The 18,876-nt window shown below is 73.7% G+C and carries 14 protein-coding genes, 2 tRNA genes and 1 CRISPR repeat array; of the genes, 13 read left to right on the forward strand and 3 right to left on the reverse strand.

Going from position 1 to position 18,876, the window contains the following annotated elements; genetic code table 11:
• The first annotated feature begins 103 nt into the window (after positions 1 to 103).
• The 7 genes from C892_RS0119170 (at position 104) to C892_RS0119200 (ending at position 11,676) form a co-directional block, all read left to right on the forward strand.
• Complete coding sequence (locus tag C892_RS0119170) at positions 104 to 3,472, forward strand: Rne/Rng family ribonuclease (protein ID WP_017558496.1); 3,369 nt, start codon at positions 104 to 106, stop codon at positions 3,470 to 3,472.
• A 253-nt stretch (positions 3,473 to 3,725) separates the two neighbouring features.
• The gene (gene rplU / locus C892_RS0119175) at positions 3,726 to 4,034 is read left to right on the forward strand and encodes a 50S ribosomal protein L21 (RefSeq protein ID WP_017541524.1); all 309 of its coding nucleotides are present in this window, start codon (positions 3,726 to 3,728) and stop codon (positions 4,032 to 4,034) included.
• Positions 4,035 to 4,048: 14 nt separating this feature from the next.
• Complete coding sequence (rpmA, locus tag C892_RS0119180; protein ID WP_017541525.1) at positions 4,049 to 4,309, forward strand: 50S ribosomal protein L27; 261 nt, start codon at positions 4,049 to 4,051, stop codon at positions 4,307 to 4,309.
• Positions 4,310 to 4,483: 174 nt separating this feature from the next.
• Positions 4,484 to 5,122: direct repeats of the CRISPR family, unit length 29 nt; unit sequence CTGCTCCCCGCGCACGCGGGGATGGACCC.
• Positions 5,123 to 5,510: 388 nt separating this feature from the next.
• Entirely contained in the window at positions 5,511 to 6,881 is a 1,371-nt protein-coding gene (obgE, locus tag C892_RS0119185; RefSeq protein ID WP_017541526.1) for a GTPase ObgE, read from the forward strand.
• Positions 6,882 to 7,018: 137 nt separating this feature from the next.
• Positions 7,019 to 8,230 carry a glutamate 5-kinase gene (proB, locus tag C892_RS0119190; RefSeq protein WP_239647451.1) on the forward strand — a complete coding sequence of 404 codons (1,212 nt, stop codon included), beginning with the start codon at positions 7,019 to 7,021 and terminating at the stop codon, positions 8,228 to 8,230.
• 1,153 nt (positions 8,231 to 9,383) lie between these two features.
• Positions 9,384 to 10,640, forward strand: a complete 1,257-nt coding sequence (locus C892_RS0119195; RefSeq protein ID WP_026124490.1) for a glutamate-5-semialdehyde dehydrogenase — start codon at positions 9,384 to 9,386, stop codon at positions 10,638 to 10,640.
• A 220-nt stretch (positions 10,641 to 10,860) separates the two neighbouring features.
• Positions 10,861 to 11,676, forward strand: coding sequence for an SAM-dependent methyltransferase (locus C892_RS0119200; RefSeq protein ID WP_017558499.1), 816 nt, complete (start codon positions 10,861 to 10,863; stop codon positions 11,674 to 11,676).
• 68 nt (positions 11,677 to 11,744) lie between these two features.
• On the opposite strand, the gene C892_RS0119205 is transcribed toward C892_RS0119200, so the two are convergent.
• Positions 11,745 to 12,806, reverse strand: coding sequence for a M48 family metallopeptidase (locus tag C892_RS0119205; RefSeq protein WP_017542099.1), 1,062 nt, complete (start codon positions 12,804 to 12,806; stop codon positions 11,745 to 11,747).
• 234 nt (positions 12,807 to 13,040) lie between these two features.
• On the opposite strand from C892_RS0119205, the gene nadD reads away from it, so the two are divergent.
• The 4 genes from nadD to C892_RS0119225 all read left to right on the forward strand — a co-directional run bounded on the left by nadD (position 13,041) and on the right by C892_RS0119225 (position 14,951).
• Positions 13,041 to 13,706: a nicotinate-nucleotide adenylyltransferase gene (gene nadD / locus C892_RS0119210; protein ID WP_017558500.1), complete on the forward strand. Its 666-nt coding sequence runs from the start codon at positions 13,041 to 13,043 to the stop codon at positions 13,704 to 13,706.
• Positions 13,703 to 14,095, forward strand: coding sequence for a ribosome silencing factor (gene rsfS / locus C892_RS0119215; RefSeq protein WP_017558501.1), 393 nt, complete (start codon positions 13,703 to 13,705; stop codon positions 14,093 to 14,095). The genes nadD and rsfS overlap by 4 nt, the downstream gene beginning before the upstream one ends.
• 38 nt (positions 14,096 to 14,133) lie before the next feature.
• Positions 14,134 to 14,760, forward strand: coding sequence for a histidine phosphatase family protein (locus tag C892_RS0119220; protein WP_017558502.1), 627 nt, complete (start codon positions 14,134 to 14,136; stop codon positions 14,758 to 14,760).
• A gap of 118 nt (positions 14,761 to 14,878) precedes the next feature.
• Positions 14,879 to 14,951 (forward strand) — tRNA-Ala (locus C892_RS0119225).
• A 371-nt stretch (positions 14,952 to 15,322) separates the two neighbouring features.
• Here the strand turns inward: C892_RS0119225 and C892_RS0119230 are convergent.
• Entirely contained in the window at positions 15,323 to 15,616 is a 294-nt protein-coding gene (locus C892_RS0119230; protein WP_017542128.1) for a GroES family chaperonin, read from the reverse strand.
• Positions 15,617 to 15,866: 250 nt separating this feature from the next.
• Here C892_RS0119230 and C892_RS0119235 point away from each other — a divergent pair.
• Positions 15,867 to 15,939 (forward strand) — tRNA-Ala (locus C892_RS0119235).
• A gap of 71 nt (positions 15,940 to 16,010) precedes the next feature.
• Here the strand turns inward: C892_RS0119235 and C892_RS0119240 are convergent.
• Positions 16,011 to 17,048, reverse strand: coding sequence for a LacI family DNA-binding transcriptional regulator (locus C892_RS0119240; RefSeq protein ID WP_239647446.1), 1,038 nt, complete (start codon positions 17,046 to 17,048; stop codon positions 16,011 to 16,013).
• 151 nt (positions 17,049 to 17,199) lie between these two features.
• On the opposite strand from C892_RS0119240, the gene C892_RS0119245 reads away from it, so the two are divergent.
• Positions 17,200 to 18,843, forward strand: coding sequence for an HAD-IA family hydrolase (locus C892_RS0119245; RefSeq protein WP_017558504.1), 1,644 nt, complete (start codon positions 17,200 to 17,202; stop codon positions 18,841 to 18,843).
• Positions 18,844 to 18,876: the final 33 nt, after the last annotated feature.

Below are 18,876 nucleotides of genomic sequence, written 5' to 3' on the forward strand. Positions count from 1 at the left end.
CGGGAGGCCGCCGGGCGCCGAAACAGCGACGACAGCTCTCGCGAGCCGCGGCCGGGCAAGCAGCCGGAGCCGCGCCCGAGGGCTCTGACGGGAGACCGCCCGGATGCTCGAGAACGAGCCCAACGGCGGTGCCGAGGGCACCGCGGGAACAACTGAAACAGCAGCGACCGACGCCGAGGTCAGGGTGAGCGCGCCGACCGGGCGCTCCGGGGCCGTACGGGCCGCGGGACCGCCGCCCGAGCCGGAACCGGAGGGGAGTACCGCCCCCTCCGCGCCGCTCACGCGGCCGGCCGGGGTGGTGGACGACGACGCCCACCAGGTCGTGGTCTCCGCGCCCAAGAGCGCGGGGGCGGCCCGCAGGGTGATCACCCCTGAGGATCCGCCGGCCCCTGCCGCGACCGCGCGGCGCACTCTCACCGCGGCCGACGCCGCCGGGGAGGACGCCGTCGACGAGGCGCAGGACGCGCCCGATGCGACCGGGAAGCAGGAGAAGGCCGACAAGCCGCGCAGTCGGACCCGTACGCGCAGCCGCGCAGACAAGGCCGACAAGGCTGAGAAGAAGGACGTGGTCGACAAGGCGGACGCGGCAGCCGAGTCCGGCGAGGCCGGAGCGGCGGAGGAGCCCGCCGGCGGCGAGGCCGCCGAGGAGCGGCCCGCCAAGGCCGGGAAGAAGGCGTCCGGCAGGAGGACCGCGGGCAGGAAGAGCGCGCCCGCCGCCGAGCCGGAGCCTGCCTCCGGCGCTGAGGCCGGGTCCGAGGCCGCCCCTGAGGAGCCCGCCGCCGAGGCGTCGACCTCCGTCGCCTTCCAGTCGCCCATGGTGCTGTTCCAGCCGCCGGTCGCCCCGCCCGCCGGTGCGCCCGCCGCGGCGTCCAACGGCACGCACGCGCCCGCCGCCGAAGAGGCGGAGGAGGCCGTCGAGGGCGAGGAGGAGGCCGAGGGCGAGGCCGACGACACCGACGTCGACGACACCGACGTCGACGACGCCGATGCCTCCGCCGAGGACCGCCCCCTGCGCCGGCGCCGCCGCCGGGGCGGCCGCGGCCGCGGCCGGTCCCGCTCGGCCGAGGACCAGGCCGACGACGAGGGCGCCGAGGACGGGGACTCCGCCGAGTCCGGCTCCGAGGCCGCCGAGGGCGGCCGGGACCGCTCCCGGCAGGGCGACGCCGACGACGACGGAGGCTCGGCGGGGACCCGCCGGCGCCGCCGGCGCCGGCGGCGGGGCTCCGGCGACGGCGGGGGCGAGGAGACGCCCACCAAGGACGACCCGCCCAACACCGTGGTCAAGGTGCGCGAGCCGCGCCAGGCCGGCGACGCACAGAACGAGGTCCAGGCGGTCCGCGGCTCCACCCGGCTGGAGGCCAAGAAGCAGCGCCGCCGCGAGGGCCGCGAGCAGGGCCGCCGCCGGGCGCCGATCATCACCGAGTCGGAGTTCCTGGCCCGCCGCGAGTCGGTCAAGCGCGACCTGGTCATCCGGCGCATCGAGGACCGCACCCAGATCGCGGTGCTGGAGGACGACGTCCTCGTCGAGCACTACGTGGACCGCGCCACCCACCGCTCCTACGTCGGCAACGTGTACCTGGGCCGGGTGCAGAACGTGCTGCCGTCGATGGAGGCCGCCTTCGTCGACATCGGCAAGGGCCGCAACGCGGTGCTGTACGCGGGCGAGGTCAACTGGGACGCCTCCGGGATGGAGGGCCAGCCCAAGCGCATCGAGTCGGTGCTCAAGTCCGGCCAGTCGGTCCTGGTCCAGGTCACCAAGGACCCGCTGGGCCACAAGGGCGCGCGGCTCACCAGCCAGATCAGCCTGCCCGGCCGGTACCTGGTGTACGTGCCGGACGGCTCCATGACCGGCATCAGCCGCAAGCTCCCCGACAAGGAGCGGGCGCGCCTCAAGCAGATCCTCAAGAAGGTCATGCCCGCCAACGCCGGGGTGATCGTGCGCACCGCGGCCGAGGGCGCCAGCGAGGAGGAGCTGGAGCGGGACATCTCCCGCCTGGCCTCGCAGTGGGAGTCGATCAAGCGCAAGTCCAAGTCGGCGTCGGCGCCCTCGCTGCTCAACAGCGAGCCGGACCTGACCGTCAAGGTCGTCCGGGACGTGTTCAACGAGGACTTCTCCAGCTTGGTGGTCTCCAGCGACGAGGCGTGGGACACGGTCCGCGAGTACGTCGACTACGTGGCCCCGCACCTGTCGGAGCGGGTGAGCCGCTGGGAGGGCGACCGGGACGTCTTCGAGGCCTACCGGATCGACGAGCAGATCACCAAGGCGCTGGAGCGCAAGGTGTGGCTGCCCAGCGGCGGGTCGCTGATCATCGACCGCACCGAGGCGATGACCGTGGTCGACGTGAACACCGGAAAGTTCACCGGCCAGGGCGGCAACCTCGAGGAGACGGTCACCAAGAACAACCTCGAGGCGGCCGAGGAGATCGTGCGCCAGCTGCGGCTGCGCGACATCGGCGGCATCATCGTGATCGACTTCATCGACATGGTGCTGGAGAGCAACCGCGACCTGGTGCTGCGGCGGCTACTGGAGTGCCTGTCCCGGGACCGCACCAAGCACCAGGTGGCCGAGGTCACCTCGCTCGGCCTGGTGCAGATGACCCGCAAGCGGGTCGGCCAGGGGCTGCTGGAGGCGTTCTCGCACACGTGCGAGCACTGCAACGGCCGCGGCCTGATGATGTCCAGCGAGCCCGTCGAGGGCAAGGGCGGCTCCGGCGGAGGCGGCCGGAAGAAGAAGGGCAAGAACGGCTCCGAGAAGGGGGCCGCGGACAAGAACGGTGACAAGGCCGCCGCCGAGGACAAGGGCGGCAAGGAGGCCAGGGACGCCAAGGACGCCGACAAGGCCGAGCAGGAGGCCGGGGACGCGTCCAAGGGGTCCGCGGGATCCGCAAGGTCCAAGGGCAAGGCGGCCAAGGCCGCGAAGGCCGAGGAGCCCGCCCCTGAGGAGGCCGCTGCGGCCGCCCCTGCGGCCCAGGAGCCCGGCACCGGGGGCGGGGATGCCCAGGAGGCCCAGGACGCGCCGGAGGAGGAGGCGCCGAAGAAGACCCGGCGCACCTCCACCAGGACTGCGACGAAGTCCACCTCCAAGTCCGGGTCCAAGTCGGCCAAGAGCACGTCCAAGACCGGGGCCAAGGCGGAGGAGGCGGCCGAGAAGGCCGACGAGCCCGCCGCGAAGACCGGGGCGAAGACGACCAGGGCCAAGTCGTCCACGCGCCGCACCAAGAAGGCGGAGGAGGCGGCCGAGGCCGCCGGTGACGCCGACGCGGAGGCGGACGCACCCAAGAAGGCTTCCGCGGAGCCCTCGGGCACCGCGGCGGCGGAGCCGGAGGAGGCCGCGCCCGACAGCGCGCAGGCCCCGGCCGACTCCGCCGAGGCCGGGGAGGCCGACGGCGGGGCCGAGCGCCCGCGCCGCCGCCGCACCCGGCGCACCAAGGCCGGCGGCACCCCCTCGGAGTCGGCGGTCGTCGAAGCCTGACGGGCGAGGGGCCGGACCGCGGTGCTGTGCGCTGCGGTCCGGCCCCCGACCGGGCGTGCCGGGCCCCGACCGGGCGGTGGTAACCTAAAGGTCGGTGCGTCGGCGCGCCCCTATCGTTCGCGCGCCCGAGACCCGACTTCGATTCCCACGCCCCCTAGCGGGAGCCCGGTGGGTATGGGGCTGCGGTCAACAGCAGCGCATTTCACTCCCCGCCTCGGCGGGGATTGTCCACGAGCAGGAAGAGAGTTCCCCGGTGTACGCGATCGTGCGAGCGGGCGGCCGACAGGAGAAGGTGTCTGTCGATGACGTCTTGAACATCGACAGGGTCTCCGATGAGGCCGGTTCGACGGTGACGTGGGAGCCGCTGCTGGTCGTCGACGACGGCAACGTCGTCAGCGACTCCAGCGAGCTGAGCACCTACAAGGTCACCGCTGAGGTCCTGGGCGAGGCCAAGGGCCCGAAGATCAACATGATCAAATACAAGAACAAGACCGGTTACAAGAAGCGCCTGGGTCACCGCCAGAAGTACACCCGGGTCCGCGTCACCGGCATCGCCAAGTAGAGGAGGGCTCCCCGATGGCACACAAGAAGGGCGCATCGTCCAGCCGTAACGGGCGCGACTCCAACGCTAAGCGGCTCGGTGTCAAGCGCTTCGGCGGTCAGTCCGTCAAGGCCGGCGAGATCCTGATCCGCCAGCGCGGGACGAAGTTCCACCCGGGCGACAATGTCGGCCGCGGTGGCGACGACACTCTGTTCGCGCTGGTCGAGGGCACCGTCGAGTTCGGTAACCGTCGCGGCCGCAAGGCCGTGAACATCGTCCCGGTCGCCGCCCAGTAGCAGGCGCCGAGCGACGGCAACACCCCGCCGAAGGGCGGGCCGGGAACACCACCCGGCCCGCCCTTCGCGTATACGGGGGTGTGGAGCGACGCAGGGGCTGGACGGAAGGAGGGCCGAGCATGCAAAGTTGCGTGAGAAGGCGTCTCCCCGGAGGAAAGCCCCAGCTCAACGAGACTGCTCCCCGTGCACGCGGGGATGGACCCCCCATCGGCCTGATCATCATCGCGATCGCCGCCTGCTCCCCGTGCACGCGGGGATGGACCCATCATGTTCCGTCGCAACCCCGTAATGAGCATCTGCTCCCCGCGCACGCGGGGATGGACCCGCCCTCTTCTCCGGCGACATCACCGGTAGTGACTGCTCCCCGCGCACGCGGGGATGGACCCCAGGACACGGAGCTGTTCTACGACGACCCGGTCTGCTCCCCGCGCACGCGGGGATGGACCCGGAGACACCCATGCCTGAGCCCACCACCGCCGCTGCTCCCCGCGCACGCGGGGATGGACCCGATGGGGTGCAGGACTACGCCAGGTGCGAGCTCTGCTCCCCGCGCACGCGGGGATGGACCCACCCGCTGACAGAGGAGGGGCGCCCTAATGAGCTGCTCCCCGTGCACGCGGGGATGGACCCGACGAACGACCCGTCCATCCCACTGTGAGGCCCTGCTCCCCGTGCACGCGGGGATGGACCCGGCACCGCGGTCGCCCCTTCCTCCTCTTCTAGCTGCTCCCCGCGCACGCGGGGATGGACCCCTGTGCGCGTCCCTGCCCGCGACCCCGCCGGGCTGCTCCCCGCGCACCCGGGGCGGGGCCGCCGATCGCGCCGCAGCGGTCGCACCGCTCAGATGGACGCGGCCGAAAGTTCCACCGCTCCAGCGGACACGACCCCAGTGGGCGGCTTCAAGGGCGTCTTGGGCGTAGGGCGGTGAGTCATCTTCGGGCCGCGCCCGGCCTCTGGGACAGCTCCCGTACAGGCGGGCGGCGCTGGGCCGCTCCTGTGGTCGTGGAGCCGTCTTCCCGGTGCGATCGGTCTCGCTGCCGTCCAAGACTTCGCCGTGGTTTGGTGCGACCGTCTAGAGTATTGGGCGGTGGATCTTTCCTCCCCGTCCGCATCGGAGCGGCGGGTCGAGGGTTTCCACGCGGCAGATTTTCCGCGCGCCGAAGTGCGCGCCGGCGCGACTCGCACGGGGAGAACCAGGCACATGCCCGATTTCGTCGATGAAGCGGTCTTGCATGTCAAGGCCGGTGACGGCGGGCACGGCTGTGCCTCCATCCACCGGGAGAAGTTCAAGCCCCTCGGCGGCCCCGACGGCGGCAACGGCGGGCGCGGCGGCGACGTCGTCCTGGAGGTCGACCCCAACGTCGCCACCCTCCTGGAGTACCAGCGCCGCCCCCACCGCCGGGCCGGGAACGGCACCCCCGGCAAGGGCGGGAACCGCAACGGCGCCAACGGCGACGAGCTCGTCCTGGCCGTGCCGGACGGAACGGTCGTCACCGGTGAGGACGGCGAGGTCATCGCCGACCTCGTCGGCGCCGGGACGCGCCTGGTGCTGGCCGACGGAGGCGCCGGAGGCCTCGGCAACGCCGCCTTGGCCTCGCCCAAGCGCAAGGCCCCCGGTTTCGCCCTCAAGGGTGAAGAGGGCGTCTCGGTCGACGTGCGCCTGGAGATCAAGACCATCGCCGACGTCGGCCTGGTCGGCTTCCCCAGCGCAGGCAAGTCCTCCCTCATCGCGTCCCTGTCGGCGGCCAAGCCCAAGATCGCCGACTACCCCTTCACCACCCTGATCCCGAACCTGGGCGTGGTCGACGCGGGCGAGGTGCAGTACGTCGTCGCCGACGTGCCCGGTCTCATCCCCGAGGCCAGCCAGGGCCGGGGCCTGGGCATGAACTTCCTCCGGCACATCGAGCGCTGCTCCACCATGGTGCACGTGCTGGACTGCGTCACCGCGACCTACGACCCCGACCGGGACCCGGTCCGCGACCTCGACGCCCTGGAGGACGAGCTGGCCGCCTACGGCGAGCTGATGGACGTCGACCTGTCCGACCGCCCCCGCCTGGTGGTCCTCAACAAGATCGACGTGCCCGACGCGCGCGAGCTGGCCGAGATCGTCCGCCCCATGCTCGAAGAGCGCGGCCTGAAGGTGCTGGAAGTGTCGGCCGCCACCCGCGAGGGCCTGCGCGAGCTGGCCTTCGCCATGGGCGAGGAGGTCGCCCGGGCCCGCGCCGACCGCCCCGAGCCCGAGCCCACCCGCGTGGTGCTGCGCCCGCGCGAGCTCGGCGAGGCGTCCTTCGAGGTCGTCAAGCTCGGCGACAACGTCTTCCGGGTGCGCGGAACCAAGCCCGAGCGGTGGGTCCGCCAGACCGACTTCTCCAACGAGGAGGCCGTCGGCTACCTCGGCGAGCGGCTGAACCGCCTCGGTATCGAGGAGGCCCTCGCCAAGGCCGGAGCCACCGAGGGCGCCGAGGTCTACATCGGCAGCGAGGAGAACTCCGTGGTCTTCGACTGGGCACCCGGCGTCGACACCGACCAGGCCCCGATCGGCCCGCGCGGCACCGACTCCCGGCTGGGCTGACGCCGCGCGGGCGAGGTGGCAGGCGCCCGGCCGCTTCGACGATCGACACAGATGGGAAGTCGTCCGCCGTGCACCAGGAAGGCACAGCAGGGCAGAAGGGGAACACCGACGGCGCCTCCGGCGCCGCCCGGGGGGAGCTGCGCGCGGCGCGGCGCGTGGTGGTCAAGGTCGGGTCCTCCTCGCTGACCACCCCGGACGGGCACATCGACACCGACCGCATCGCCGAGCTGACCGACGTGCTGGCGCGCCGCCGGGCGGACGGGACGGAGCTGGTGCTGGTCTCCTCCGGGGCGGTCGCCGCGGGCATGGGGCCGCTCGGGCAGGCCGCCCGCCCCCGCGACCTGGCCACCCAGCAGGCGTCGGCCAGCGTCGGCCAGGGGCTGCTTGTGGCCCACTACACCGGCGCCTTCGCGCGCCACGGCCTGACCGCCGCGCAGGTGCTGCTCACCGTCGAGGACTTGATGCGCCGGGTGCAGTACCGCAACGCCCAGCGCACCCTGCGGCGGCTGCTCGACATGGGCGCCGTGCCCATCGTCAACGAGAACGACACCGTCGCCACGCACGAGATCCGCTTCGGTGACAACGACCGCCTCGCGGCCCTGGTCGCGCACCTGCTGCGGGCCGAGGCGCTGCTGCTGCTCTCCGACGTCGACGCGCTCTACGACGGGAACCCGGCCAAGCCGGGGACTCGGCGCATCCCGCGGGTGAGCGGCGCGGCGGACCTGGCCGGGGTGGACGTCGGGGGCACCGGCGGGCGCGGTGTCGGGACCGGCGGGATGGTGACGAAGCTGGAGTCGGCGCGCATCGCCACTGAGGCGGGGGTGCCGACGGTGCTCACGTCGGCGGCCAACGCGGGTGCGGCCCTGGCGGGGGAGTCGGTGGGCACGCTGTTCACGGCGGCGGCCACCCGCCGGCCGACGGCGCGGCAGCTCTGGCTGGCCCACGCCACGTCCGGGCGCGGCACGGTGGTGCTCGACCCGGGGGCGGTGCGCGCGGTGGCCGCCGAGCACGCTTCGCTGCTTCCTGCGGGGGTCGTCAAGGTCGAGGGCGAGTTCAGCGCGGGGGACCCGGTCGACCTGTGCGACGAGGACGGCCGGAGGGTCGCCCGCGGCCTGGTCAATTACGACGCGGCGGAGATCCCCATGCTCATGGGGCGGTCCACCCGCTGGCTGGCCCGCGAGATGGGGCCCGAGTACGAGCGCGAGATCGTGCACCGCGACGACATGGTGCTGCTGAACCGCGACCGGCGAGCGGCCGAAGGCGGGGGAGAGGACGAACGGGCGCGCGGCAGCGCGCCGGACGGCCCCTCCCCGAAGGCACCGGCCCAGGCGGGCGGCCCATCCGTGTAGCGGCTCCGGCCTGGCCGGACCGCCCGGACGCTTCACCTGGACTGCCCCTCCACCCGCACCCCTCCGCGGACACGTGCCACGGGCCCTTCCGGCGCTGCTGTCGGGCAACGGGACTTGGGGCGCCAGGGGGACGGCGACGAGAAGGCAGGCCGGTTCCCCGGTGCTGCCGGTGGTCCGGGGAAGGCGGCGACGGCGCAGCTGGCGCCCCGCTCCCGCCTGCTTGCCGGGGTGTCGGGGGTTCGCTGGTCCGGGGCGAGCGGCGGTCGTATCCGCCGGGGTGGCGTCGCTCCGCCGGTCCAGCGCCCCTCCTTGTTGTTGATCTCGGGAAAGTCGGCCTTGTACCGGCCGGTACAAGGCCAGCTTTCCCGAGATCAACGCGGATTCGGGCCGGAAGCGGCGACGGCGCAGCGGGGCGGTTCCCCGGCCCCGGCTGTCGGCCGCCGGGGCCGCTGGCTCGCAGCGGCCCCGGTAGCACCATCATCCACCAACAGATCTCGGGTAAGCCAGGGAACCGCCTCGCCCCGTTCCGTCGTCGCCGCCCTTCGCCCCGCACCCCGACGACCCGCCACTCGGCAGGCTGCCCGGAGCGGGGTACCTGCCGTGCCGCGTCGGCGCTGCCGTTCCCGGACCTCGAGAGGCCCGGCGGCCGACCGCGGCCCCGCCGCGCCCTTTCGTCGCTGCCGATCTCCCTACACCCCGGCGGCCCGATACCCGGCGAGCAGGCGTGAGCGGGGTTCCTGCTGTTCCGTCGCCGCCTTCTCGGCGGACCGTCCGCGCGTCTGGCGCTCGGCGGCGGCGCCACGGCAATGGCTGACGGTCCTCACCACGGTCCGGCTCCGGGCGCCGGAGGCCGCCCGGAGCGACGCCGCCCCACGCTTTCCCGCCCGCTCCAGGAGGCACGACGATGGGAGGACCCCGCCGATTCCGCGAGGTGCGCGGCCCCTCGGAGGATCGCTCATCCTGGTGCGAGCACCCTCGCCGCATCCGAGCAGCACCGGGCCGTTCCCGGCCGGGAGCGTGTGAACCGCGCCCCGGCCGTCGGCCCCGCGGGCGGCGGTCGCCCCATCCCGGCGGCCCCGCCGCGAATAAGCTGGGCCCACACCCACCCACTCCGTCCACGACCATGACACTTCCCGAGCCGATGGGACCCCTGATGAGCAACACCGAACGCGAGGTGCACGACGCCGCCCGCAGGGCCAAGGACGCCGCGGCCGACCTCGCGCCGATGACCAGGGCGGACAAGGACCAGGCGCTCCTGGCGGTCGCCGACGCGCTGGTCGCCGAGGCCGCCTCGATCGTCGCCGCCAACGCCGAGGACCTCGACCGGGCGCGCGCCGACGGCCGGCCCGAGTCCTACCTGGACCGGCTCGCCCTCACCGAGGAGCGCGTGTCCTCCATCGCCGACGCGGTCCGCGACATCGCCGAGCTGCCCGACCCCGTCGGAGAGGTGGTCTACGGCTCGAGCCTGCCCAACGGCCTTGAGCTGCGCCAGATCCGGGTGCCCATGGGGGTCATCGGCATCATCTACGAGGGCCGCCCCAACGTCACCGCCGACGCCGCGGTCCTGTGCCTCAAGAGCGGCAACGCCGCCCTGCTGCGCGGCTCCTCCAGCGCCCACTCCTCCAACACCCGCATCGTCGAGGTGATCCGCGGCGCCCTGGACAAGAGCGGCGTGCCGGTCGACGCCGTGCAGCTGGTGCCCGGCTCGGGGCGCGGCTCCGCGCAGGCGCTGATGCGCGCCCGGGGCCTGGTCGACCTGCTCATCCCGCGCGGCGGCGCCGACCTCATCCAGACCGTCGTGCGCGAGTCCACCGTCCCCGTCATCGAGACCGGGGCCGGCAACTGCCACGTCTACATCGACGAGCACGCCGACCTGGACAAGGCGGTGGCCATCGCGGTGAACGCCAAGGCCCAGCGGGTGTCGGTGTGCAACTCGGCCGAGACGCTGCTGGTGCACGACGGCATCGCCGACCGCTTCCTGCCCCGCTTCCTGCGCGAGATCACCGACCTGGGCGTGACCGTGCACGGCGACGACCGGGTGCTGGCCTACGACGACCGCGCCGTGCCCGCCACCGAGGACGACTGGGCCACCGAGTACCTGTCCATGGACCTGGCGGTGAAGGTGGTCGGGGACATGGACGAGGCGATGGCGCACATCCGCGCCTACTCCACCGGCCACACCGAGGCCATCGTGACCGACTCCCAGTCGGCCGCGCGCCGCTTCTCCTCGCGTGTGGACTCGGCGGCGGTCATGGTGAACGCCTCGACCCGCTTCACCGACGGCGGGGAGTTCGGCTTCGGCGCCGAGATCGGCATCTCCACCCAGAAGCTGCACGCCCGCGGGCCGATGGGCCTGCGGGAGATGACCTCCACCAAGTACATCGTCACCGGTGACGGCCAGGTGCGCTGAGCGCCCCGGACGGAGGATCCGCGGGGAGTCCGCGTCGTCCGCGCATGCCCCGGACGCCTCTTCGGGCCCGGCCGAAGAGGCGTCCGGCGCCCGAGCGGGGAGTGGCGTGCGCGGCGCGGAATCCCCTGGGCGGCCGGGCTTCCCGCCAAGCGCCCCCGGGGCCCCGGAAGGTACTACGATGCCGAAACGGCAGGAGTTTTCACGTTTCCGGGAGCCCCCCATGACCACCGACCAGCACCCGCCGTCCGGATCGACGTTCGACAGCGGGGTGCCCACGGCCGCCCGCGTCTACGACGTCATGCTCGACGGCAAGGACAACTACTCCATCGACCGCCAGGTGGCCCAGGCCAGCCTGGAGGTCATGCCCGAGCTCAAGGAGATCGCCCGGCACAACCGGGAGATCCTGCACCGGGCCGTCCGCCACATCGCCGGAGAGCAGGGCATCGACCAGTTCCTCGACCTGGGGTCGGGGCTGCCCACCGCGCGCAACACCCACGAGGTCGCCCAGGAGGCCGACCCGGCCGCCCGGGTGGTCTACGTGGACATCGACCCGCTGGTCTCCGCGCACGGCCACGCCCTGCTGGCCGAGAACGCCCACACCCGCGTCGTCACCGCCGACATCCGTGAGCCCCGCACCGTGATCGACCACCCGGAGGTGCGCGAGCTCATCGACTTCGACCGGCCGGTGTGCGTGATGCTGTGCGGCATCCTGCACCACATCCTCGACGAGGAGGACCCCGACGGCATCGTGGCGGCCTTCCGCGACGCGGCCGCGTCCGGCTCCTACTTCTTCATCACCAACTTCACGCGCCTGGGCGACGCCCCGGAGAGCGTCGAGCTGGAGCGCGTGCTGCTGAGCCAGCTGGGCACCGGCCGGGTGCGCACCCCCGACGAGCTCCTGGGCTACTTCGCGGGCATGGAGCTGCTCGCCCCCGGGCTGGTCCCGCTGCCGCTGTGGCGGCCGGACGGCATCGTCAAGGACAGCACCTCCGTCGCCGCCCGGTTCATGACCGGGGGAGTGGCGCGCAAGAACTGAGCGCGCGGCGGGGCGCGGGACCGGCCGGCCTGCGCCCCGTTCCGCACCGGCGGACGGGAGGCGCCCCGTCAGGACCGCTCGGAGCCGCCGGAGCCCCCGCCGCGGCTCCCGGCGGTCTTCCACCGCTCGGCCACGGTGTCGAAGATCTTCCCGCCGGCGTTGGCCGCGGTCCCCGCCACGTCGCGCACCATGCCCACCAGCGGGTCCGAGGAGCGCTCCCAGGACTGCTTGTAGGAGTCGGCGGCGCTGCGCGCCTCCTCGCCGACCGAGGCGTCCTTGTCGCCGGACCGGCGCGGGTAGTCCCCGGCCAGGATGGTGCGGTAGGAGCCCTCCTCGATCCAGCGGTGCAGCTCGGCGGTGCGCACCACGGCGAACGGGTGCGTGGTGCCGATCAGGCTCATGAGCTTGAGGAGGCTGTCGCGCGCGTCGCCGCCCTCGTCGTACTCCTTGGCCTGCTCCAGGAAGGCGTCGGTGTTCATCTCGGCCAGGCGCGAGCCGCCGGCCATCTTCATCAGCGCGCGCTTGGCGGCGTCGGGGTCCTGCGCGGCCAGCAGGCCCGCGCGGTCGCAGGAGAGCTCGGACTTGCGGTACCACTCCTCGAGGGCGGCGACGATGGCGCGCAGGCCGATGTAGCCCAGCGGGATCCACGCCACGCGCGCGGCCAGGTTGATCAGCGCCAGCAGCATGGTCCGGTAGACCGCGTGGCCGGAGAGGATGTGCCCCACCTCGTGGCCGACCACGAAGCGCTGCTCCTCGGCGTCGAGCAGGTCGAACAGCCCGGAGGTCATGACGATGAACGGCCGCTGGCTGCCGATCGCCATCGCGTTGGGCTTGGGGTCCATCTTGATGTAGAGCTCGGGCACCTCTTTGAGGTCGAGCACGTAGGCGGCGTCGCGCACGTAGTCGTGCACCTCGGGGAACTGGCGCTCGCCGACGCGCACCGCCCCGGACAGGAACATCAGGCGCAGGGCGCGCTCGTTGAACAGGCCCGAGAGCCTGCGGAAGACCTCGTCGAAGCCGCGGAGCGAGCGCAGGGCGACCAGGGCGCCGCGGTCGGCCGGGTGCTCGTAGGCACGGGAGGAGATGTCGTCGAGTCGGACGCGGGCGCGGTCTGGTGTGTTGGTGGCCATGTCGGCATGCTATGCGCGGCTCCCCCGCCGACGCCACGATTTCGGGCAACGAGATATGACGTGAATCGCGGCCCGCCGCGGGCGGCCTCCGGGGCGGTGCGCGGGCCCCGCCGACGAGGGATCGGGCGGGCGGCGGCGGGCGGTGCGCGGCCGGGGCGGTGGACGCCTTCGGTTAGTCTCGGCGGCGGCTGGATAAACCGCTGTAAAGGGAGCGATGAGGTGGCGAACGGAGCGATGGGCGCGGCGGAGGCCGGACGGAGGCCGGACGGCCCCAGGCGCGTGGGCGTCATGGGCGGCACCTTCGACCCGATCCACCACGGGCACCTCGTCGCGGCCAGCGAGGTGGCGCACCTGTACCACCTGGACGAGGTCCTCTTCGTCCCGGCCGGGCAGCCCTACCAGAAGGACCTGGACAAGGTGGCCCCGGCGGAGGACCGCTACCTCATGACGGTCATCGCCACCGCCGAGAACCCGCGGTTCAAGGTCAGCCGGATCGAGGTCGACCGGGAGGGCCCCACCTACACCATCGACACGCTGCGGCAGCTGCGCCGGGGGTACGGGCCCGAGGTCCGGCTCTTCTTCATCACCGGGGCCGACGCCCTTGGCGCTATCCTGAGCTGGCAGAACGTGGACGAACTCTTCGATCTCGCGCATTTCGTGGGCTGCAACCGGCCCGGGCACCGGCTGACCGACACCGGACTGCCCGACGGCAAGGTCAGCCTGGTGGAGATCCCGGCCCTGGCGATCTCCTCCACCGAGTGCCGCGAGCGGGTGCGCAAGGGCGAACCGATCTGGTACCTGGTCCCCGACGGGATCGTCCGCTACATCAACAAGACCGGGCTCTACCTCGACGACCCGTCGCCGGGGCGGACCCCAGGGGAGGCAGCTACTTCATCGTGACCGCTACGGACAGGGCCGTCGAGCTCGTGAACATCGCCGCCGAGGCGGCTTCGGACAAACTGGCCCAGGAGGTCGTCGCCTTCGATGTGAGCGACCAGCTCGTCATCACCGACGCCTTCCTGCTGTGCTCCGCGCCCAACGACCGGCAGGTGCGGTCCATCGTCGACGAGGTGGAGGACCGGCTGCGCGACGCCGGCGTCAAGCCGGTGCGCCGGGAAGGGGAGCGCGACGGGCGCTGGGTGCTGCTGGACTACGTCGACATCGTGGTCCACGTGCAGCACGAGGAGGAGCGCGGCACCTACGGCCTGGAGCGGCTGTGGAAGGATTGCCCCGCGATCCCCCTGCCCGAGGCCGCGCAGGGGCGCGAGCGCACCCAGGACGGCGCCTGAGGACCCGTCCGCCGTCGACCCGCACTGGAGTTGAGTCCATGGCCGAATCCCGTCGTGTCCTGTGCTGGCGCCACGGACAGACGCAGTGGAACGCCGAGAAGCGCTTCCAGGGGCAGTCCGACATCCCGCTCGACGACGTCGGGCGGGAGCAGGCGCGACGGGCGGCCCGGCTGCTGGCCGCACTGCGGCCGGACGCGATCGTCGCCTCGGACCTGCGCCGGGCTGCGGACACGGCGGGGTTCCTGGCCGAGGCCACGGGCCTGCAGGTGCACTCCGACAAGGGGCTGCGGGAGCGCTTCGGCGGGCCGTGGGAGGGGCTGACGACCGCGGAGATCCGTGAGCGCTGGCCGGAGGAGAACGCCCGCATGGAGATCCCCGGCGGCGAGCCCGTCGAGGAGGTGGGCGAGCGGGTCGCCGATGCGGTCGGCCGCGGTCTGGACCTGGTGCCCGAGGGCGGGCTCCTGGTGGCCGTGGGGCACGGTGCGGCGCTGCGCGCGGGCATCAACCGGATGCTCGGGCTCCCGCAGGAGATCCGCCAGGCCCTGGGTCCGCTGGGCAACTGCTCGTGGTCGGTGCTGGGGCCGCTGCGCACGGGCGGCTGGCGGCTGCTGGAGCACAACGCCTCCAGCCTGCCCGAGGAGCGGGTCCTCGGCGACGACCGCTGACGGCCGCTCAGGCGGCGGCCCCCGGGCCGCCGCAGGGAACCGTTTCGACTAATCGAGCGGGATCCGCTAAGGTTCAGGGTGTCGGCAGGGCGGAGATCCCCGCCCGGGCCGGACCCACGGGGCTATGGCGCAGTTGGTAGCGCGCCTCCATGGCATGGAGGAGGTCTGGGGTTCGAATCCCCATAGCTCCACAGAGAGACGGCACGTTTCCGGTTTCCGATCGGGAACGTGCCGTTTTCGTGTGCGCGCTGGGGGCGTCACCGAGCTCCCCGCCACGGCCGTCCTGAGGTTCTTCCCGGTGCCGCTGTGGGCGGCCTGGGCCGCGGGGTTCCGGCCGCTCCGCGCTCCGGCCCTGGGGCCCTCGGTCGCGGGGCGGCGGGCGCGTGACGGGCACTGCCGGCGCGCTCCTACCGCTCCGGCCGACCGACGGCGCGACGGGCGCGTGGGCCCCGGCCCCGCGCCGTTCAGTTCGTGTGCGCTGCTCCGGCGCCTCCCGTCCCCGTGGCGGACCGGAGGCGGGCCGGGTACGCGTGCCGGGGCCGGGGCCGGGGCCGGGGTGGGATCAGAGGTACAGGCCGGTGCCCTGCTGCGGCGACTCGTTGGCGACGGCGTGCACGTCGCGTTCGCGCAGCACCAGGTACCGCTCGGCCTGGAGTTCGACCTCCAGCTGGTCCTCGGGGTTGAACAGGACCCGGTCACCGGTCTTCACGTGCCGCGCGCTGGTGCCCGCGCCGCAGACCTCGCCCCAGACGAGGCGGGTCGCCATCTTCACGGTGTCCGGGATGACCAGCCCGCCCGAGCTGCGGCGCTCCCCCTTCTCGGGGAGAAGCCGCACGAGCAGCCGATCATGGAGCATCTGGATTTCGAGCTTTGTTTCGGGCACCCTGCCAGCTTATGGGGTTCCAGGACGTGACCGGGAGCGGTGGTCGGAAGGGGGATCGGCGGTCGGAGCAGGGGCACGGGCCCGGGGAGGGCTCCTGGAGTGTGATCGCAAGCGGGCCCGGGGGCGAACATCGGCGGAACGGCGTGAGCACTCCTCGGGATCCGGTAAGGTCGAGGTGTCGCCGCGGCGAGGCCGAACCACCGGCACGCAGGGGCGACGACCAGGGGCTATGGCGCAGTTGGTAGCGCGCCTCCATGGCATGGAGGAGGTCTGGGGTTCGAATCCCCATAGCTCCACCCGGTTTCGAAGGCGGCCGGGCACCCGACGCGGGTGCCCGGCCGCCTTCGTTTCGGCTCCGGGGCCGGACTCAGGGCGGATCCGCCGGCCGGTCCCCCTCCGGGGGCGGGCCCGTCGAGGCCCGCTCGACCAGGCGGGGCGCCAGGGTCGCGTGGCGGTCCTCGGTCCTGCCGCGCATGCGCTCCAGCGCCATCTCCACCGCCAGCCTCCCCATCACCGCGCGGGGCTGGTCCACGCTGGTCAGGCGGGGGCGCACGGTCTGGGCCAGGGCGGTGTTGTCGTAGCCCACCACCGACAGGCCGGCCGCGCGGCGCTCGTGGGCGGCGTCGAGCACCGCCAGCGCGGCCAGGTCGTTGACCGCGAACACCGCCGTGGGCCCCTCGTCGAGCAGCGCGGCGGCCGCGTCCGCGAACGTCCCCCCGCCCGGGCGCCGCACCAGGGTGTGCCGCTCCAGCCCCAGATCCCGCATCGTCTCCCGGTACCCCTGCAGGCGGGCGCGCGAGGCCGGGCGGTCCGACCCCGACAGGTGCGCCACCCGCTCGTGCCCGAGCCCGGCCAGGTGCCGCACGGCGGCCTCGGCGCCCGCGCGGTCGTCGTTGGCCACCGTGTCCACGCCCGGGGTGAACCGCTCGGGGCGCCCCACCATCACCACCGGGACCCGGCGGGCGGCTTCGGCGAGCGCGTCGGACTCCGGCCACGAGCTCACCGCGATCACGCCGTCCACGTTCAGCCGCAGCAGCGAGTCCAACCGGTCGGTCAGCCGGGCCCGGTCGCGGCGCCCGTGCGCGAGCAGGACGGTGAGCCCTTCGGCGTCCGCCGCCTCCTCCACCCCCGCGACGACCTCGGTGTGGTAGGGGTTGGCCAGGTCGGTCAGCAGGACGCCCAGGATCATGGTGCGCCCCTGGACCAGGCTGCGGGCCAGGGTGTTGGAGCGGTAGCCGAGCCGGCGCGCCTCGGCCAGGATGCGCGCCCCGGTCTCCGGGTTCACGCCGCTGCCGCCGCGCAGGGCCAGCGACACCAGCGACTTGGACACCCCCGCCGCCGCCGCGACGTCCACGATGGTGGGGCGCCGTCCGCGGGTGCCTCCCGCCTTGCCGTCTGCTTCCACCCCGCCATTGTGGCCCAGGAGCACCGGCCCGCGGCGGCGGATTTGGAACGTTCCAAACGCGTTCCCCGGCCGTCTACCGGGCATCCGCCCCCTGGTGCGGAGCCCTGCCTAGCGTCGTCGGTGAGCGAAGGCCCGGAAAGGCAGGAATTCAGTGGAACCCGTCACCCCCGCCCTGCGGCACCGTCCCGACGCCCTCCTTCTGGACTTCGGCGGCGTCGTCTTCCAGACGCGCAAGCGCCCCGAGGGGCGCGCGGACGCCGCCCGCCACCTGTGCGCGGTCCTGGCCCGCGCCGGCCACGAGGCGGACGCCGCCGCGGTGCGCGCGTCCCTCGACGCGGGGCTCGCCGCCCTCAAGGACTGGAAGAACGCGGCGAGCCGCCGCCGCGTCCCCCGGGAGCTGGACCACCGCACCATCTGGACCGACTTCCTCGCCTCCGACCTGGACGGGCCGGCCCGCGAGACCCTGGCCGGGAGCGGGGCCCGGCTCCTGGCCGAGATGTCCCCCCTGCTCTCCGAGCACGAGGTGCGCCCCGGCATCGCCGACCTCCTCGCGAGCGCCCACGCCCTGGGCGTGCGGGTCGGCATGGTCTCCAACGCCCACTCCGGCCGCTCCCACCGCGAGCTCGTGCGGAGCGCCGGGCTGGAGGGGTACTTCGGCGTGCAGGTGTACTCCGACGAGGTCGGCATCCGCAAACCCCACCCCGAGATGATCCGCCTGGCCGCCCGAGCCCTGGGCACCGTCCCCGAACGGTGCTGGTACGTCGGCGACACCTGGGACCGGGACGTGGTGGCCGGTCGGCGGGCGGGGGCGGGCGCCGCCGTCATCACCCGCCACCACTCCACCGACACCCCGCCCTACCCGGTCCGCGCCGCCGCCGACGCCGTCTACGACACCCCCGAGGGCCTGGTCGAACCGCTGCGGAGCAGCGTGCCGCGCGGGCCCGCCGACGCCGCACCGGCGCCCTCAGAACCGGGCCCCGCCGCCCGGCCCGCCGGCCGCCCCTCCCGCGCGCCCGCTGCGCTCCTCTTGGACCAGGGCGGTGTCATCGCCCTGTCCGAGCCCGCCCCCGACGCCCAGGCGGCCTTCGCCGAGAGCCTGGCCGAACGCCTGGACCGCGCCGGGTACTCCGCCTCGCCCGACGACGTCCTCGCCCTGGTCCTCGCCGGACGCGAGCGCTACCGGGCCTGGAAGGAGACCGCCGCCGAGGACGGCCGCGTCCCCGAGGTCACCCCGAGGGCCTTCTGGCACGACATGGTCGGCCGCGACCTGCCCCCGCACGCCCGGGCGTTCCTGTTCGCCGAGTCGGCCCAGCTCATGCTGGAGTACGCGCGCTCCAAGAGCCGTGCGCGGATGCGCAGCGGCGTGCGCGAGGTCCTGGAGGCCTGCGCCGGACGCGGTGTCCCGGTCGGCATCGTCTCCAACACGGTCTGCGGCCGCGCCGTGCGGGAGGAACTGGAGCGCTTCGGCATCGACGGCCTCATCGGCGCGCACGTCTACTCCGACGAGCTCGGGCGCCGCAAGCCCGACCCGCACACCGTCCGCACCGCCCTGGCCGCCCTGGACGCCGACCCCGCCACGTGCTGGTTCGTCGGGGACAAGCCCTGGCGCGACACCGCCGCCGCCCGCCGCGCCGGGGTCGGCACCTGCGTGGTCGTGCGCGGGGGATCGGCCTCCGACGAGCGGATCGACGCCGCCCTGGCCGGCCCCGCCGAGCAGCGCCCCGACCACGCCATCGACGAGATGGGCGACCTGCTCGGCCTGTGGGCGGACGCCGGTGCGCCCACAGGCTCCTGACACGGCCCCCTGATACGGCCCCCGGCCCCGCCC

This window comes from Nocardiopsis baichengensis YIM 90130 (assembly GCF_000341205.1).
Taxonomy (GTDB): domain Bacteria; phylum Actinomycetota; class Actinomycetes; order Streptosporangiales; family Streptosporangiaceae; genus Nocardiopsis_A; species Nocardiopsis_A halophila.

Excerpts from the sequence above, each read along its gene's own strand:
- C892_RS0119170 (WP_017558496.1), top strand. The coding sequence starts at position 104 with ATGCTCGAGAACGAGCCCAACGGCGGTGCCGAGGGCACCGCGGGAACA.
- rpmA (WP_017541525.1), top strand. The coding sequence starts at position 4,049 with ATGGCACACAAGAAGGGCGCATCGTCCAGCCGTAACGGGCGCGACTCC.
- obgE (WP_017541526.1), top strand. The coding sequence starts at position 5,511 with ATGCCCGATTTCGTCGATGAAGCGGTCTTGCATGTCAAGGCCGGTGAC.
- C892_RS0119195 (WP_026124490.1), top strand. The coding sequence starts at position 9,384 with ATGAGCAACACCGAACGCGAGGTGCACGACGCCGCCCGCAGGGCCAAG.
- C892_RS0119200 (WP_017558499.1), top strand. The coding sequence starts at position 10,861 with ATGACCACCGACCAGCACCCGCCGTCCGGATCGACGTTCGACAGCGGG.
- C892_RS0119205 (WP_017542099.1), bottom strand. The coding sequence starts at position 12,806 with ATGGCCACCAACACACCAGACCGCGCCCGCGTCCGACTCGACGACATC.
- nadD (WP_017558500.1), top strand. The coding sequence starts at position 13,041 with ATGGGCGCGGCGGAGGCCGGACGGAGGCCGGACGGCCCCAGGCGCGTG.
- C892_RS0119220 (WP_017558502.1), top strand. The coding sequence starts at position 14,134 with ATGGCCGAATCCCGTCGTGTCCTGTGCTGGCGCCACGGACAGACGCAG.
- C892_RS0119230 (WP_017542128.1), bottom strand. The coding sequence starts at position 15,616 with ATGCTCCATGATCGGCTGCTCGTGCGGCTTCTCCCCGAGAAGGGGGAG.